Source organism: Actinoplanes subtropicus, from assembly GCF_000721705.1.
Lineage (GTDB): Bacteria > Actinomycetota > Actinomycetes > Mycobacteriales > Micromonosporaceae > Actinoplanes > Actinoplanes subtropicus.
The window spans coordinates 37,278-52,378 of record NZ_JOJL01000008.1 but is presented as its reverse complement, the minus strand read 5'-3'; the positions used below and the strand labels follow the sequence as shown (position 1 = coordinate 52,378).

Genomic DNA, 15,101 nt, shown 5'->3' with positions numbered 1-15,101 from the left:
CCGTGACCCCACTCTTTGCTCGACCGGACTCGACGATGGTGTACCACACCCGGCGGCCGCACAACTCGGCGAATCTCACGTCGGATCCTCGGCGGCGACGCGGCGCGCGTGCTCGGCGATGACCTGTCCGAGGATGCCGTGCAGCTGCCCGCAATCGGGGCAGTGCAGGTTCTCGTCGAGCCGGCGGCTGCCGCAGCCGACGCAGGTCCCGCGGTCCTCCGGGTCGTGGTACGACTCCAGCGCCCGGCACATCGCGCGGATCACGTGGTCGCTGAGCGCGAAGACGCCCTCGCCGAGGGCGGTACGCACCCCGACAACGGCCACCGGGGCGGCCTCGGGATTCGGGTCATATGGGGCAACGTTGTCGATGAACTGCGCGATCACGGCGGCAGGGTCGAACGGCGTGCTCACCCCGACAACGCTATGCCACGCCGGAAAGGATCTTTCGCCTACCCGGGTGTCGTACCCAAGCGCTTAGATGTCACCCATGATTGATGCCGCTCTCGTCACCGGTGTCCGCCGGGCCGTCGCCGCCATTGCCTCGGTGGCGATCCTGGCGCTGGCCGGGTTCGCGGCGATCTGGTCGGTGCGCCCGCCGGCCGCGCAGGGCGCCGGGGCCACCGGGTTCAGCGCCGCCCGCGCGTTCCAGCACATCGAGGCGATCGCCACCCGGCCGCACCCGGTCGGCAGCGAGGCGCAGGACGAGGTGCGCGACCACCTGGTCTCGGTGCTGCGCAGCCTCGGCCTGTCACCGCAGGTTCAGGACGCGGTGTCGGTCGAGGGCGGCAAGCTCGCCGCCAGTGAGGGCGGCATCAGCCTCGCCCGCGTGCGAAATGTGGTGACCGTCATCCCCGGCACCGCCTCCACCGGCCGCATCTTTCTGGTCGCCCACACCGACTCGGTGCAGACCGGCCCGGGCGGCAATGACGACGCGGCCGGCGTGGCGGCGATCCTGGAGATCGCCCGCGAACTGACCAGCGGCCCCCGCCTGCGCAACGACGTGGTGCTGGTGCTCACCGACGGCGAGGAGGCGTGCCTCTGCGGCGCGAAGGCGTTCGTCGACCAGAACCCGCTGGCGCAGAGCTTGCCCGATCAGCCTCGCGGAATAGTGCTCAACCTGGAGGCCCGGGGCAGCAGCGGCCCGGCGATCATGTTCGAGACCGCGGCGGACAACCGCGCGCTGGTCGACGTGTACGCGCACGCGCCGCACCCGGTCGGCACGTCGTTCGCGGTCGAGATCTACCGGCTGCTGCCCAACGACACCGACTTCACCCCGTTCCGGGAGTCCGGGTTCACCGGGCTGAACTCGGCGTACATCGACGGCGCGGCGGTCTACCACGCGCCCACCGACCTGCCCTCCTCGATGGATCTCGACAGTCTCCAGCACCACGGCGACAACGCCCTCGCGGTGACCCGGGAGCTCGGCGGCCGCGACCTGGCCACCCTGAAGTCGTCCGACGACGCCACCTACTTCCCCGCGCCCGGCCTGCTGGTCCGCTACCCCGGCGAGCTGGTCTGGCCGCTCGCCGGGCTGGCCCCGGTCGCCGTCGTCGGGCTCGGCTGGCTGGCCCGGCGGCGGGGCCTGACCAGCGGCCGGAAACTGGCCGGCGGGTTCCTGGCCACGCTCGCGCCGATCGTCGTGGCGCCGCTGCTGGCCCAGGTGTTCTGGCTGGTGCTCAAGCTGATCCGCCCGGGGTACGCGGCGCTGCCGATCGACCCGTACCGCCCGGAGTGGTATCGGGTCGGCGTGCTCGCCCTGACCGCGACCGTGCTGTTCGCCTGGTACGGCTGGTTCCACCGGATCCGGCGGGCCGGGCCGGTGGCACTCGCCGTCGCCGGCCTCGGCTGGCTGGCCGTGCTGGGCCTGGCCCTCGCCGCCGTCATGCCCGGCGGCTCCTACCTGGGCGCCGTGCCCGCCCTGGCCGGCGCGGCGGCCGGCATCGTGGCCCTGCTTACTCGCGGCTGGTGGTCGGCGCTGGCGATCACGGTGGGCGGCGCGGTCGCGGTGATCGTCCTTCTGCCCACGGTGATCATGCTGTTCCCGGCGCTCGGCATGCCGATGGCCGGCGTCGGCGCGTTCCTGGCGGTACTGCTCGGCCTGGCCCTGCTCCCGGTGATCGAGCTGCTCCACCCGGTCGGCGGCGGCCAGCGCGGGCTCGAGGCGCTGAGTGCCCGCCGGCGCGGCGCCACGCCAGCCCTGGTCGCGCTGCTCGCGACGGTGCTCTGCGCCGCGGTGGGCCTCTCGGTCGACCGGTTCGACGCCGCGCATCCGTCGCCCACGCACCTGATGTACGCGCTGGACACCGACAACAACACCGCACAGTGGCTGAGCAAAGAGCCGAAGGTGCAGAAATGGACGTCGCAGTACGTCTCCGGCAGCCCGCACCGGGTCACCGCGACGCTGCCGGTGTTCGGGCCGGAGGAGCTGCGCACCGGCCCGGCCCAGCCCTTCGACCTGCCCGCCCCGAAACTCACCCTGGAGTCGGACACCCGGTCGGGTGACAGCCGGGTGCTGAAGCTCCGGCTGCAGCCCCAGCGGCCGGTCCGGTTCACCACGCTGCACGTCGCGGCGAGCGTGCCGGTCACCGCGGCCAAGATCGGCGGCCGCGACGTGCCGACGACCGCCAAGGCCGGCGGGCCATGGGGCTTCGGTTTCGTCTTCAACGCACCGCCGTCCGCGGGCGTCGAGATCACGCTGACCGTCAAGACGACCGGGCCGGTCAAGTTCCGGGCAATGGACGGCAGCGACGGGCTGACCGCGCTCCCCGGCTTCCACACCCGGCCGCCCGGCGTCGGCATCCTCGGCTCCCACTCCAGCGAGCTCCTGGCAGTCGCCAAGACCTACACGCTGTAGCCGAGACCACATATTTCCGGGGTGCCCCGTATCAGGGAACGGCCCGCGATCGCCCCGCTGGTGAGGGGCGATCGCCCGCGGCGCCGGAGGCGACGCCAGCTAGCTCCGGCCTCTCCCGCGGCGGCCGGTGGGGGCGTCGTGGCGGAAGTGGACGAAGAGACGGCCCCAGTTGTCGCCGTCCTTCTCCACGCGGTGGTACAGCTGCTTGATCTCGCGCTGGTCGAGGAAGCGCAGCACCTTCTTCTTCAGCGCGCCGCTGCCCTTGCCCGGGATGATCTCGACCATCGCCGCCTTCTTCTCGATGGCCTCGTCGATGATGCCGCGCAGGGCACGGTCGATCTCGTGACCCTTGTTGAAGATGTCATGCAGGTCGAGCTTGAGTTTCACCTGGGAAATCCTATGCGTGTTCGGATTTGCCGAGCCATTCCTCGGCCCGGCGGACGGCTTCGTCGTAGTCGGGGTGCCGCTTCATCGCGGCCGCGAGCCGCAGGTGCGGCAGCGCCTCACGGATTCGGCCGGCCCTCTCCAGGGTCCGGCCGAGCACGTGGTGCGCGTAGTGGTCCGATGGATCATGCTCGATCAGGGTCCTGAGCTGGGCCTCGGCGCCGGCTAACTGCGCGGAGTTGAAGTACGCGCGGGCCAGCAGTTGCCGTACGGCGGTGTTCTGCGGCTCGGCCTCGACGATCGGCTCGAGCAGGCGGGACGCGCCGAGCGGGTCACCGGACTCGAAGAAGAAGTTGGCTCTGCGGTACTCATCGAGAAGATCCACGTGCACGCTCCCCACGCTCGCGCCCGGCCCGGCAAACACCAACGCTGGCACAACATGCGGCCAACTGCGAGTGTTCCGGCGTTCCAAGCTTCCCGACAAATCCCCGCATTCGGCAACTTCCGCGCCCGACAATGCCTGGGTGGGGGACTTTCCGAGTCATGTGGTGACCGTTCCGAGCCGTCCACGATTCGGACGGGTCCGGGCCGGCACGGTCGGGGTCTTCGCCCTCGTGCTGTGCCTGATGCTCGCGGGCGGCAGTCCGTCGCCGGCGCTGCGCTCGCCGGCCTTCCTGATCGCCGGGATGCGGGACCTCCCGTCGGCGCCGTCGGGGCGGCCGTGGACGCCGGCGCCGGTCACCGCGGCCGGATTACGGATGGTGGCCGGCACCGACGGGCAGCAGTTCGTGCTGCACACCGCCTCCGGCGCGCAGACCTTCCTGCCCGGGGTCGATCTGGGCGACACGACGCCGGGGCACGTGCCGGGCGACCCGTCGATCTCGGCGGCGCAGTACCGGGCGTGGTTCGCGGCGATGGGTCAGCTGGGCATCCGGGTGGTACGGATCTACACCGTCCACCGGCCGGCGTTCTACGCGCAGCTGGCCGAGTACAACCGGGCGAACCCGGACCGGCCGCTCTACCTCATGCAGGGGGTGGCGCTGCCGAACGACGCGTACATCGCCCGGAAGAATCTGTATGACAAGCAGGTCACCCGGGCCTTCGCGGCCGAGCTGAGCGACGCGGCGAAGGCGATCTCCGGCGATCTCGACACGTCGGACGGCGCCTGGGACACGGACGTGACCCCGTGGCTGGCCGGGTGGATCATCGGGACCGAGTTCGACCCGTACGCGCTGAAGGTCTCGGACCGGCGCAACCGGGACGCCAAGCCGGTGTCCGGCCGGTATTTCCGCAGCACCGAGGGCGCGAACCCGACCGAGCGGTGGCTGGCGGCGCGGATGAACGAGCTGGCCCGCTATCAGGCGGCGCGGGGGCTGAGCGAGCCGATCGCCTTTGTCAACTGGCCGACCACCGACCCGCTGCGGCACCCGCAGGAGCCGCTCCCCCAGGAGGACCTGTATCAGCTGGACGCGAACCATGTGGCGCCGACCGAGAACTGGCCGGCCGGCACGTTCGCCAGCTACCACGCGTTCCCCTATTACCCGGACTTTCTGCAGCGCGAGCCGGATCTGCGCAACGGCGACCCGTACGCGGCCTATTTGAATGCCTTGCACGAGCACCACGCGACGATGCCCACGATGATCACCGAGTTCGGCGTGCCGTCCTCGCTGGGCTCGGCGCACAGCGGGCCGCTCGGCCGCGACCAGGGCGAACACAGCGAGGCCGAGGCGATGCGGATCGACGGCGAGCTGCTGCGGGAGATCAAGGAGGAGGGGATGGCCGGCGGGTTCCTCTTCGAGTGGGCCGACGAGTGGTACCGACTGGCCTGGAACACGATCACCCACCAGGACGCGAGCCGCCGCCAGCTGTGGCACGACCCGCTCACCAATGAGCAGCACTTCGGGCTGCTGGCCACCGATCCTGGGCCGCTCGGCGAGTCTTCGACGCTGCTGGATACGGACGGCGCGTGGCCCGCCCGCCAGGTGCGCGCCACGATCGACGAGAGCTATCTGCACCTGGACATCAAGCTCGGCAACTCGCCGCCCGGGTCGCTGCAGATCGGCTTCGACGTGCTGCCCAGCCTCACCGGGACGCCGATGCCCGGGAGTGCCGACCGCCGTCCGGACGCGGTCTTCGCGCTGAATCTCATCGGACAAACCGGGCAGGCGTACGTACGGGACCAGCTCGATCCGCTGCCCCTGGACGCGGACGTGCCGGACGCCCAGCGCGGTCCGGCGCCACCCGGATGGCGCCCGTTCGAGCTGCTCACCGATCCGGCCAAGCCGATCCAGCTGCAGAACGCCGGCCTGCTGCGCTCCGGCGACTTCGACACCGACAGCCTGGCCCTGTGGCATCTCGACAAAGACCATTTGACCGTACGGGTGCCGTGGGCCCTGCTGGCGTTCGCCGACCCGTCGTCGCGCGAGATCGGCGTCCCCCGGTCGGGCAAGCTGACCTTTCAGACCAGCCCGGGGGTCCGGGTGTCGTTCGTGGCTTCCGGGACCGATCAGGCGGTCGGGCAGGTGACCTGGAACATCTGGACCGTGCCGGGCTACACCGAGCGGATCAAGTCGGGGGCGTCCCAGTTCCGGGACGCGGCGCTGTCGGTCACGGGCGGCTGAGCATCAGCAGCGTGGTGCCGCCGGCCACGAGCAGCGCGCCGAGGGTGATCAGCAGGAGTGGGTTGTGCGCCGGTCTTGCTTTGCCCTCATCCGCGCCCCAGCAGTAGACGTCGCCGGCCTCGGTCAGCGCACAGGTGCTGTCCCCGTCGGCGACCAGTTGCACGACCTTGCCCTGCAGGCCGACCTGGACCAGACGGTCGCGGCACAGTCCATCACAACTGTCCGCCGTCGCCGGCGCGGGCGCGGCCAGGAAGAGCGTCGCGACCACGGCCAAGATCGCCAGTACTCGACGCATCATCCCCATGCAACCATTATGGGCGTTTTATCCCGCTTTAGGGGCCTAGGACACGCTCATCGGCGGCCCCTTCGAGATCGCGGCCACCCTCGTCTGCGTCATGCCACCACGATCGACACGTACGGTGTGATCCCGCTGTGCCGATTCTCCGGGCCCCCTGTGTGCCGGGGTCACAGGTGCTACACAGGAATCGAAAAGGCGGCGCAAAGCGTGACCCGGGAAAGTAGGGGCATGACGATGGCGAATGCAGAATCCGGCACCGAACTTCGCCGCCCTGACGGTGGCCCGGTTCGAGTCCTTGTGGTGGACGACGAGCCCACGCTGGCCGAGCTGCTCTCGATGGCGCTGCGCTACGAGGGCTGGGATGTGAAGAGTGCCGGTGACGGACAGACCGCCGTGCGTACCGCCCGCGAGTTCCGTCCCGACGCCGTCATCCTCGACATGATGCTGCCCGACATCGACGGCCTTGAGGTGCTGCGCCGGCTACGTGGCGAGTCGCCCGAGGTCCCGGTGCTGTTCCTGACCGCGAAGGACTCGGTGGAGGACCGGATCACCGGCCTCACCGCCGGCGGCGACGACTACGTGACCAAGCCGTTCAGCCTCGAGGAGGTGGTGGCCCGGCTGCGCGGCCTGATGCGGCGGATGGGCCACTCCCCGCTGCGTACCGACTCGCAGCTGGTGGTCGGCGACCTGTCGCTCGACGAGGACAGCCACGAGGTCCGCCGCGGCGGCGACCTGGTCACCCTGACCGCGACCGAGTTCGAGCTGCTCCGGTACCTGATGCGCAACCCCCGCCGGGTGCTCAGCAAGAGCCAGATCCTCGACCGGGTGTGGAACTACGACTTCGGCGGCCAGGCCAACGTGGTCGAGCTCTACATCTCGTACCTGCGCAAGAAGATCGACGCGGGACGGGCACCAATGATCCACACCATGCGCGGGGCCGGCTATGTCCTCAAGCCCGCTGACTGAGAAGGCCGTGAACCGTCCCGCCCGCTGGCGCTCCCCAGCGGGCTGGCCGCTGCGCACCCGCATCGTCGCCATCATCATCGTGCTGCTCACCGCGCTCGGCCTGGTGGTCGGCGCGACCGCCGAGATCTTCCTGAGTCAACGGCTGTACACCCAGCTCGACGCCAACCTGACTGACGCCCAGCGCCGCTCCCATGGTCTCTTCAACAATCAGGACGACGGGCCGGGGGAACCGCACCCTCGGAAAAACTTCCCCAGCGGCGGGCCGCCCAACGGCGTCCAGCTTGGGACGGTGATGGCCGAGTTGTCGTCGACCGACAAGACGATCATCTATGGCGGCATCCTCCGTGGCGACCTCACGCTGAACGCGGACGAACTACAGGACGATGCAAAGACCGCGCTGAAGTCGGTGACTGTCGACGGTCACCCACACAACGTCAACCTCGGCTCTATCGGCGAGTATCGCGTCGTCGCGGACCAAGATGAATCCGGCAACATCGTAGTGACCGGACTGCCCCTCGGGCCCACCAACGGGGTGTTGGTGTCGGTTGCCCTCGTCACCGGTGGTGCGGTGCTGATCGCCCTGGTCATCGCGGGGTGGACCGGGGCGTTCATCGTGCGAGGCACGCTGCGGCCGTTGGGTCGGGTGGCGGCTACCGCCACGCGGGTTTCTGAGTTGCGGCTGGACCGGGGGGAGGTGCAGCTTGCGCAGCGGGTGCCGGAGGCGGACACCGATCCCGGTACCGAGGTGGGGGCGGTCGGGGCGGCTCTCAACCGGATGCTCGACCACGTCGGCAACGCCCTCGAGGCCCGGCACGCCAGTGAGATGCAGGTGCGCCAGTTCGTCGCGGACGCCAGCCATGAGTTGCGCACGCCGCTTGCCGCCATCCGCGGGTATGCCGAGCTCAGCCGCCGCAGCCGGGCGCCGATCTCGGACGAGATCGCGCATGTGCTGAACCGGGTCGAGTCCGAGGCCAAGCGGATGACCATGCTGGTCGAGGACCTGCTGCTGCTCGCCCGGCTGGACGCGGGGCGGCCGCTCGCGCACGACCCGGTCGACCTCACCATGCTCGCGGTCGACACGGTCAGCGACGCGCACGCCGCCGGGCCGCGCCACTACTGGCAGCTGGACCTGCCCGAGGAGCCGGTCATGGTGATCGGCGACGGGGCGCGGCTGCACCAGGTGCTGGCGAACCTGCTGGCCAACGCGCGTACGCACACGCCCGAGGGCACCACCGTCACGGTGTCGGTGCGGGCCGACCGCGAGGCGGCCGTGGTGCACGTCATCGACGGCGGCCCGGGCATCCCGCCCGAGCTGCAGCCGCACATCTTCGAGCGGTTCGCCCGCGGCGACAGCTCCCGCTCCCGGGCGGCCGGCAGCACCGGTCTCGGCCTGTCGATCGTGCACGCCGTGGTCACCGCGCACCAGGGTCACGTGTCCGTGCAGAGCGTCCCGGGTCAGACGATCTTCACGGTCGTCCTGCCGCTCGGACCTCCGGCGATCGTCCCAACAACTGGTCAGTTCGCCCAGATAGCGCCGCGGGCCCGATGACACGTTATGCTTGCGGACGTGTCTTGGACCTATCGGTGGTTTACCGGGCCGGCTCACGCCGGTGCCTCGGTTGTCACCGCATGACCTGAGACACCAGCCAGAGCCGGCCCGAGGCAGCGACGTCGTCGCTGCCTTTTTGTTTGCCCCGAGCAAAGCCGGCTCTCGCCACGGGTGCCGGCTGAGGAGATGAAGAACGTGACCATCCCCGAGGTTCAGCGCGTACGTGACCAGCGCATCGCCGCCGTCGTCCCGCTGATGAGCCCCGCGTTGCTGCACCACGAGCTGCCGCTGACCGCCGACCTGCACGACAACGTGCTCGACGGCCGGCGCCAGGTCGAGGACGTGCTCAACGCCCGAGATCCACGCCTGCTCGTCGTGGTCGGCCCGTGCTCGGTGCACGACCCGGCCGCCGCCGGCGAGTACGCGGGACTGCTGCGCGAGCAGGCCGACCGGCTCGCCGACGACCTGCTGATCGTGATGCGCGTCTACTTCGAGAAGCCGCGCTCCACGGTCGGCTGGAAGGGCCTGATCAACGACCCGGCCCTGGACGGCACCGGCGACGTCGGAACCGGCCTGCGGATCGCCCGCAAGCTGCTGCTCGAGATCGTCGGGCGCGGCCTGCCGACCGCCGTCGAGTTCCTCGACCCGATCACGCCGCAGTACATCGCGGACACCGTGGCTTGGGGGGCGATCGGTGCCCGTACGGTCGAATCGCAGGTCCATCGGCAGCTGGCCTCCGGTCTCTCCATGCCGATCGGCATGAAGAACCGTCCCGACGGAAGCATCAGCACCGCGGTCGACGCCATCCAGGCCGCCGCTGTCCCGCACGTCTTCCCCGGCATCGACTACTCCGGCACCCCGGCGATCCTGCACACCGCCGGCAACCCGGACACCCACCTGGTGCTGCGCGGCGGCGCCGGCCGGCCGAACTACAGCGCCGAGGACGTCGAGGGTGCGCTCCAGCTGCTGCGCAAGGCCGAGCTGCCGGAGCGCCTGGTGATCGACTGCTCGCACGGCAACAGCAACAAGGACCACCTCCGCCAGCCGCTCGTCGCCGACGACGTGGCCGGTCAGGTCGCCGACGGCCAGCGTGGCATCAGCGGCGTCATGCTGGAGAGCTTCCTCGTCCCGGGCCGGCAGAATCTGGGCGGCGAGCTGACGTACGGTCAATCGGTCACCGACGCCTGCATGGGCTGGGAGCCGACCGTCCAGGTGCTGGAGAAACTGGCCACGGCAGCTCACAGCCGGCGCACAGCGACGGCATAAAGACCCGACAGCGGGCGCGTCGAGAGTTGACCCATGACCTCGACGCTCCCCGCCCCACCGGTGGCGGCTGCCCCGGTACCCGAGGCGCCTGCTCGCCGCCGCGATCCCGCGTGGGTGCGGCCCTCGGTAATCGCCCTGCTGCTGCTCACCGGCGTCCTCTACATCTGGGGGCTGAACAAGTCCGGCTGGGCCAACGCGTTCTACTCGGCGGCGGCCCAGGCCGGCTCGGTGAGCTGGAAGGCGTTCTTCTACGGCTCGTCCGACGCGGCCAACGCGATCACGGTGGACAAGACACCCGGCGCGCTATGGATCATGGCGCTCTCCGCCCGGATCTTCGGGGTCAACTCCTGGAGCATCCTGGTGCCGCAGGCGCTGATGGGCGTGGCCAGCGTCGGATTGCTGTACGCCACGGTCAAGCGCTGGTTCGGCCCGGCCGCGGGTCTGATCGCCGGTGCGACGCTGGCGCTCACCCCGATCGCGGTGCTGATGTTCCGGTTCAACAACCCCGACGCGATGCTGGTGTTGATGATGGTGGCCGGCGCGTGGGCGACCACCCGGGCCATCGAGAACGGGTCCACCAAGTGGCTCGCGCTGGCCGGGGCGTTCGTCGGGTTCGGCTTCCTCGCCAAGATGCTCCAGGCGCTGCTCGTGGTGCCGGCCTTCGCCCTCGCGTACCTGATCGCCGGGCCGCCGAAGCTCGGCAAGCGGATCGTCCAGCTGGTGATCTCCGGGCTCGCGCTGGTGGTCTCGGCCGGGTGGTACATCGCGATCGTCGAGCTGGTGCCGGCGGCCGACCGGCCGTACATCGGTGGCTCGCAGAACAACAGCCTGCTCGAACTGGCCCTCGGCTACAACGGGCTGGGCCGGCTCTCCGGCGACGAGACGGGCAGCGTCGGCGGTGGCGGTGGAGGTGGCGGCTGGGGTGAGACCGGGCTGCTGCGGATGTTCGACAGCTCGCAGGGCGGGCAGATCTCCTGGCTCATCCCGGGCGCGCTGATCGTGCTGGTGGCGGGGCTGGTGCTGACCGCGCCGCGGCTGCGCACCGACCGGCAGCGGGCGGCGCTCGTGCTGTGGGGCGGCTGGCTGGTCGGCACCGGGCTGGTGTTCAGCTACATGCAGGGCATCTTCCACGCGTACTACACGGTGGCGCTGGCGCCGGCCGTGGGCGCGGTGGTGGGGATGGGGTCGGTCATGCTGTGGCGGGCCCGGCGGAACATCGCGGCCGCGGCGACCCTGGCCGCGGCGATCACGGTCAGCGCGTGGTGGTGCTACCACCTGCTGGCTCGTAGCTCGGACTTCCTGCCGTGGCTGCGCTGGGTGGTGCTGATCGGCGGGCTGGCCGCGGCGGCCGGCGTCCTGGCGACCCAGCGCCTGTCGGCGAAGATCGGGATGCTTTCGGCGGGGGCTGCTCTGGCCGCGGTGCTTGCGGGACCTTCGGCGTACGCGGTGCAGACCGCATCCCAGGCGCACACCGGGTCGATCCCGTCGGCCGGACCGTCCACCGGCTTCGGGCCCGGTGGCGGAGGTGGCCCGGGCGGCGGTGGGTTCGGCGGTCGCGGCGGCGGGTTCGGTGGTCGTGGCGGCTTCCCCGGCGGCGGCAACAACGGAGGCGGGACCACTCAGAACGGAACCACCACGCAGAACGGCTTTCCTGGCGGCGGGGGTATGCGCGGTGGCGGTGGCGGCATGGGTGGTCTCCTCGACGCCGCGACGGTCAGCGACGAGATGAAGACCCTGCTGCAGGCCGACGCCTCGAAGTACACGTGGGTGGCGGCCGCGATCGGCTCGCAGAACGCGTCCGGCTACCAGCTGGCCACCAGCGACCCGGTGATGGCGGTCGGCGGCTTCAACGGCACCGACCCCTCCCCCACACTCGCCCAGTTCAAGCAGTACGTGGCCGCGGGGAAGATCCACTACTTCATCGGCAGCGGCACCGGCCGCGGCATGGGCGGCAGCAACACCGGCGGCAGCAACGACAGCTCGCAGATCGCCCAGTGGGTGTCGCAGAACTTCACGGCCAAGACCGTCGGCAACACGACCGTCTATGACCTGACGTCTCCCACCTCCTGATTTACTCACGAACAGTGGGCGGCACCCGGCCGAGGGTGCCGCCCACCCGTGCGTCACACCCCGGAAAACAGACTCACAGGACCGGCACAGGACCGCCTTACGTGGCCCCCAGTTGCGGCAGCGAATTTATACGACATGAGTCTTGAGACGCTGGCATCGCACGACGCCAACCCGGCCCGGATCGACGCCCCGGTGCTCGACGTGGTTGTCCCCGTGTACAACGAGGAGATCGACCTCGAGCCGTGCGTGCGGCGCCTTCACGCGTACCTGTCGGCACACTTCCCGTACCGGTTCCGGATCACGATCGCCGACAACGCGAGCACCGACTCGACCGCCGACGTGGCCCGGCGGCTGACCCGGGAACTGCCCGGCGTCGCGTCGGTGCACCTGGCGGAGAAGGGCCGGGGCCGGGCCCTGAAGCACGTGTGGATCAACTCGGACGCGGCGGTCCTCGCGTACATGGATGTCGATCTCTCCACCGATCTGGGCGCGCTGCTTCCGCTGGTGGCGCCGCTCATCTCCGGGCACTCCGACCTGGCGATCGGCTCGCGCCTGGCCCGCGGGTCCCGGGTGGTGCGCGGGGCCAAGCGGGAGTTCATCTCGCGCAGCTACAACCTGATCCTGCGGGGCACGCTGTCGGCCCGCTTCTCCGACGCGCAGTGCGGCTTCAAGGCGATCCGCGGCGACGTGGCCGAGCGGCTGCTGCCGATGGTCGAGGACACCGGCTGGTTCTTCGACACCGAGATGCTGGTGCTGGCCGAGCGGGCCGGCCTGCGCATCCACGAGGTGCCGGTCGACTGGGTGGACGACCCGGACAGCCGGGTGGACATCGTGTCGACCGCGGTCGCCGACCTCAAGGGCATCGCGCGGCTGCTACGGGCGCTCGGCTCGGGCCGGCTGCCGCTGGCGACGCTGCGGGAACAGCTGGGGCGCAACCCGCTGCCGGTGGCCGGCGTGCCCGCCGGCCTCACCGGCCAGCTGATCCGTTTCGCCGCGGTCGGGGTGGCGAGCACGCTTGCCTACCTGATCCTGTACGCCGTCCTGCGCACCGCCGTCGGTCCGCAGTGGGCAAACCTGGTCGCCCTGCTGGTCACCGCGATCGCGAACACCGCGGTGAACCGGCGGGTGACCTTCGGTGTCCGCGGCAACGACGGCGCCGTACGCCACCAGGCCCAAGGCTTGATCGTCTTCGGCATCGGCCTGGCCCTCACCAGCGGCTCGCTGGCCCTGCTCGACGCGATCAGCACACACCCGGCCAAGAAGGTCGAGCTGGCCGTCCTGATCCTGGCAAACCTGCTGGCCACGGCGGTCCGCTTCCTGATGCTGCGCATCTGGGTGTTCCGCTCCCGCCGAGGTTCCCGCGCCCGGGCCTGATCTTCGCTGCCCGCGATGCGGGGGCGCCTCGCGGGATCTTCCCAGCACAGATCAGCCCACCGAAAAGGCGGCGCCGAAACCCCACTCGGCGCCGCCTTTTCCTATGCTCTCGGGCCGCGGGTCGTGGCGGAGTCGCTCGGTCAGGCGGAGTCGGTGTGGCGGCGGCGGATCAGGTGGAAGGTCAACACGGAGGTCGCGCTGGTGGCGAGCACGGCCGTGATCACGGCGGCGATCCACCAGCCGAGCACGGCCAGCGTGATCGCGGCCGCCCAGAGGACGACAGCGATGAGAAGCAGGGACAGCACCGGCCCCCGGCGAGGCTCTCGGCGCGATAACGGATGGGCCATGCCGTCGGTCATGCGGGCGCAGAACTCCGGGTCCTCGCGCCTGAGCTGGCGTTCGAGTTCCGCCAGCCGCTGGTTGTCTTCCCTGCTCAGCATGTGTCGTCACCTCCGGTGGGCACCGGCCTAGCCGCGATCGAGCGAGCATCATCTCGATCTATCTCATTGTTACTCGCCCGTTGCCTTAGTGATACCTCCGCCGGATGCCAGTTCCCGCCCGGCGCACGCTTTACCCCTACCGGTGGCGCTCGGTGCTGCGGCCCATCAGTCGATCGTGACGGTGGCCTCGGGCACGTCGCGACCGCGAGCTACCTCGGCTGCCTCGGCCTCGATCTGTTTCCGGCGAGCGGCCGGCAACGGAACGAACGACGTGACGGTGAGGTCGACTCGTTTACGGCCGACCGCCTTGGCCCGCCACACGCCGAGGATCTCGCCGTCGAGCAGCAGCACGCCCGGGTTGCCCAGGATGCGCCACACCTCCTTCTGCTGCGCCCGGTCGGGAATCAGCAGGTCACGATCGCGGGCCTGGAGCAACGGATCCATCCCGGGCAGCAGCCGCACCCCCTCGGGCGGCGCCGCCTTGATCAGACCGTCCACCGAGGACTCGGGCAGCCACGCCTTACGACCGTCGACCTTGACCTCGGCCAGGCCGCTCGTGGGCCAGACGCGTTTCATCTCGGCGGTCGTGGTGCCCAGATACTTCCCCAACTCGGTGGGGGTCGCCGGGCCGAGCAGGCGCAGATAGGTCGTGATCAGGTCGGCGATGCCCTCGTTCTCCTCGGGCTGAGGCGGCGCGTCGGGGATCGGGCCGAGCGTCGCGTCGCGGCCGCGCGACTCGACCTGGACGCCGCCGGCCAAGCCGGCATGCTGCCAGACGCCGCCGGAGACGTGTCGGGTGCCGCAAGTGCGGCAGTCGTAGGTCAGCTCGCGCGGCACCCGCTTGGTCACCTCGGTGCTCACCACGCCGCGCGGCATCGAATCGGTCACCACCTGGCGAAACGCGGCCGCGGTCGCGGTGAACGCGGCCACCCCGAGGCGCGCGGCGTCGGGGATCTGGCCGCTCTTGATCCGGGCGGCGGCATCGGCGTCGCCGACCGGCCACAGCTGTTTGACCAGGGCCGCGAGGTCGGCGCGGCGGTGCAGGTGGGGCGCGCCGCGAGCGGCCCAGACCGTGATCAGCCGATCGTCGTCGAGGCCGGCGGAGGTGCGCGCGGCGAGGGCGACCCGCTGGGAACCGGGCATGTACTCCTGCACGCCCAGGTCGAGCACCGGCAGATCGGCCGGGCGCCCATTGCCTCGCTCGGCCAGGCCGAGGGCGGCCACCCGGAACGCCATCACCTGTGCACGGTCGACGCTGACCATGACACCTCCTGCCCTT

General features: G+C 70.6%; 13 protein-coding genes. 7 read left to right on the top strand and 6 right to left on the bottom strand.

Annotated elements, in window-relative coordinates; all coding sequences use genetic code 11:
* Positions 1-75 precede the first annotated feature (75 nt).
* A complete protein-coding gene (locus IH26_RS0113030; RefSeq protein WP_030436432.1) occupies positions 76-411 on the bottom strand; it encodes a hypothetical protein in 336 nt (111 codons plus the stop codon).
* Between the two features lie 76 nt (positions 412-487).
* On the opposite strand from IH26_RS0113030, the gene IH26_RS0113025 reads away from it, so the two are divergent.
* A complete protein-coding gene (locus tag IH26_RS0113025) occupies positions 488-2,854 on the top strand; it encodes a M28 family peptidase (RefSeq protein ID WP_030436431.1) in 2,367 nt (788 codons plus the stop codon).
* A gap of 99 nt (positions 2,855-2,953) precedes the next feature.
* On the opposite strand, the gene IH26_RS0113020 is transcribed toward IH26_RS0113025, so the two are convergent.
* Both IH26_RS0113020 and IH26_RS0113015 read right to left on the bottom strand, forming a co-directional pair.
* The gene (locus IH26_RS0113020; protein WP_030436430.1) at positions 2,954-3,241 is read right to left on the bottom strand and encodes a Smr/MutS family protein; all 288 of its coding nucleotides are present in this window, start codon (positions 3,239-3,241) and stop codon (positions 2,954-2,956) included.
* 10 nt (positions 3,242-3,251) lie between these two features.
* Complete coding sequence (locus tag IH26_RS0113015; protein WP_030436429.1) at positions 3,252-3,623, bottom strand: tetratricopeptide repeat protein; 372 nt, start codon at positions 3,621-3,623, stop codon at positions 3,252-3,254.
* A 139-nt stretch (positions 3,624-3,762) separates the two neighbouring features.
* Here IH26_RS0113015 and IH26_RS0113010 point away from each other — a divergent pair, with 139 nt between their 5' ends.
* The gene (locus IH26_RS0113010) at positions 3,763-5,859 is read left to right on the top strand and encodes a hypothetical protein (RefSeq protein ID WP_245665154.1); all 2,097 of its coding nucleotides are present in this window, start codon (positions 3,763-3,765) and stop codon (positions 5,857-5,859) included.
* On the opposite strand, the gene IH26_RS0113005 is transcribed toward IH26_RS0113010, so the two are convergent.
* The gene (locus tag IH26_RS0113005) at positions 5,846-6,163 is read right to left on the bottom strand and encodes an RCC1 domain-containing protein (RefSeq protein ID WP_084598815.1); all 318 of its coding nucleotides are present in this window, start codon (positions 6,161-6,163) and stop codon (positions 5,846-5,848) included. The genes IH26_RS0113010 and IH26_RS0113005 overlap by 14 nt on opposite strands.
* A 222-nt stretch (positions 6,164-6,385) precedes the next feature.
* Between IH26_RS0113005 and IH26_RS0113000 the strand changes: the two genes are divergently transcribed.
* The 5 genes from IH26_RS0113000 to IH26_RS0112980 all read left to right on the top strand — a co-directional run bounded on the left by IH26_RS0113000 (position 6,386) and on the right by IH26_RS0112980 (position 13,382).
* A complete protein-coding gene (locus tag IH26_RS0113000; protein WP_030436426.1) occupies positions 6,386-7,123 on the top strand; it encodes a response regulator transcription factor in 738 nt (245 codons plus the stop codon).
* Positions 7,101-8,672, top strand: coding sequence for a sensor histidine kinase (locus tag IH26_RS0112995; protein ID WP_051808064.1), 1,572 nt, complete (start codon positions 7,101-7,103; stop codon positions 8,670-8,672). The genes IH26_RS0113000 and IH26_RS0112995 overlap by 23 nt, the downstream gene beginning before the upstream one ends.
* Before the next feature lie 186 nt (positions 8,673-8,858).
* Positions 8,859-9,938: a 3-deoxy-7-phosphoheptulonate synthase gene (locus IH26_RS0112990; protein WP_030436424.1), complete on the top strand. Its 1,080-nt coding sequence runs from the start codon at positions 8,859-8,861 to the stop codon at positions 9,936-9,938.
* A gap of 33 nt (positions 9,939-9,971) precedes the next feature.
* Positions 9,972-12,008: an ArnT family glycosyltransferase gene (locus IH26_RS0112985; protein ID WP_030436423.1), complete on the top strand. Its 2,037-nt coding sequence runs from the start codon at positions 9,972-9,974 to the stop codon at positions 12,006-12,008.
* Between the two features lie 135 nt (positions 12,009-12,143).
* Positions 12,144-13,382, top strand: coding sequence for a bifunctional glycosyltransferase family 2/GtrA family protein (locus IH26_RS0112980; RefSeq protein ID WP_030436422.1), 1,239 nt, complete (start codon positions 12,144-12,146; stop codon positions 13,380-13,382).
* 140 nt (positions 13,383-13,522) lie between these two features.
* Here the strand turns inward: IH26_RS0112980 and IH26_RS0112975 are convergent, their stop codons facing one another.
* Both IH26_RS0112975 and IH26_RS0112970 read right to left on the bottom strand, forming a co-directional pair.
* Positions 13,523-13,822, bottom strand: coding sequence for a DUF3040 domain-containing protein (locus tag IH26_RS0112975; protein WP_030436421.1), 300 nt, complete (start codon positions 13,820-13,822; stop codon positions 13,523-13,525).
* Between the two features lie 165 nt (positions 13,823-13,987).
* Positions 13,988-15,085 carry a winged helix DNA-binding domain-containing protein gene (locus IH26_RS0112970; RefSeq protein ID WP_030436420.1) on the bottom strand — a complete coding sequence of 366 codons (1,098 nt, stop codon included), beginning with the start codon at positions 15,083-15,085 and terminating at the stop codon, positions 13,988-13,990.
* Between the last annotated feature and the right edge of the window lie 16 nt (positions 15,086-15,101).

What these genes read in the sequence shown, in the direction of transcription:
- IH26_RS0113025 (WP_030436431.1), top strand. Translation starts at nt 488, where the DNA reads ATGATTGATGCCGCTCTCGTCACCGGTGTCCGCCGGGCCGTCGCCGCC.
- IH26_RS0113005 (WP_084598815.1), bottom strand. Translation starts at nt 6,163, where the DNA reads ATGGGGATGATGCGTCGAGTACTGGCGATCTTGGCCGTGGTCGCGACG.
- IH26_RS0113000 (WP_030436426.1), top strand. Translation starts at nt 6,386, where the DNA reads ATGACGATGGCGAATGCAGAATCCGGCACCGAACTTCGCCGCCCTGAC.
- IH26_RS0112995 (WP_051808064.1), top strand. Translation starts at nt 7,101, where the DNA reads ATGTCCTCAAGCCCGCTGACTGAGAAGGCCGTGAACCGTCCCGCCCGC.
- IH26_RS0112990 (WP_030436424.1), top strand. Translation starts at nt 8,859, where the DNA reads ATGAAGAACGTGACCATCCCCGAGGTTCAGCGCGTACGTGACCAGCGC.
- IH26_RS0112985 (WP_030436423.1), top strand. Translation starts at nt 9,972, where the DNA reads ATGACCTCGACGCTCCCCGCCCCACCGGTGGCGGCTGCCCCGGTACCC.
- IH26_RS0112980 (WP_030436422.1), top strand. Translation starts at nt 12,144, where the DNA reads ATGAGTCTTGAGACGCTGGCATCGCACGACGCCAACCCGGCCCGGATC.
- IH26_RS0112975 (WP_030436421.1), bottom strand. Translation starts at nt 13,822, where the DNA reads ATGCTGAGCAGGGAAGACAACCAGCGGCTGGCGGAACTCGAACGCCAG.
- IH26_RS0112970 (WP_030436420.1), bottom strand. Translation starts at nt 15,085, where the DNA reads ATGGTCAGCGTCGACCGTGCACAGGTGATGGCGTTCCGGGTGGCCGCC.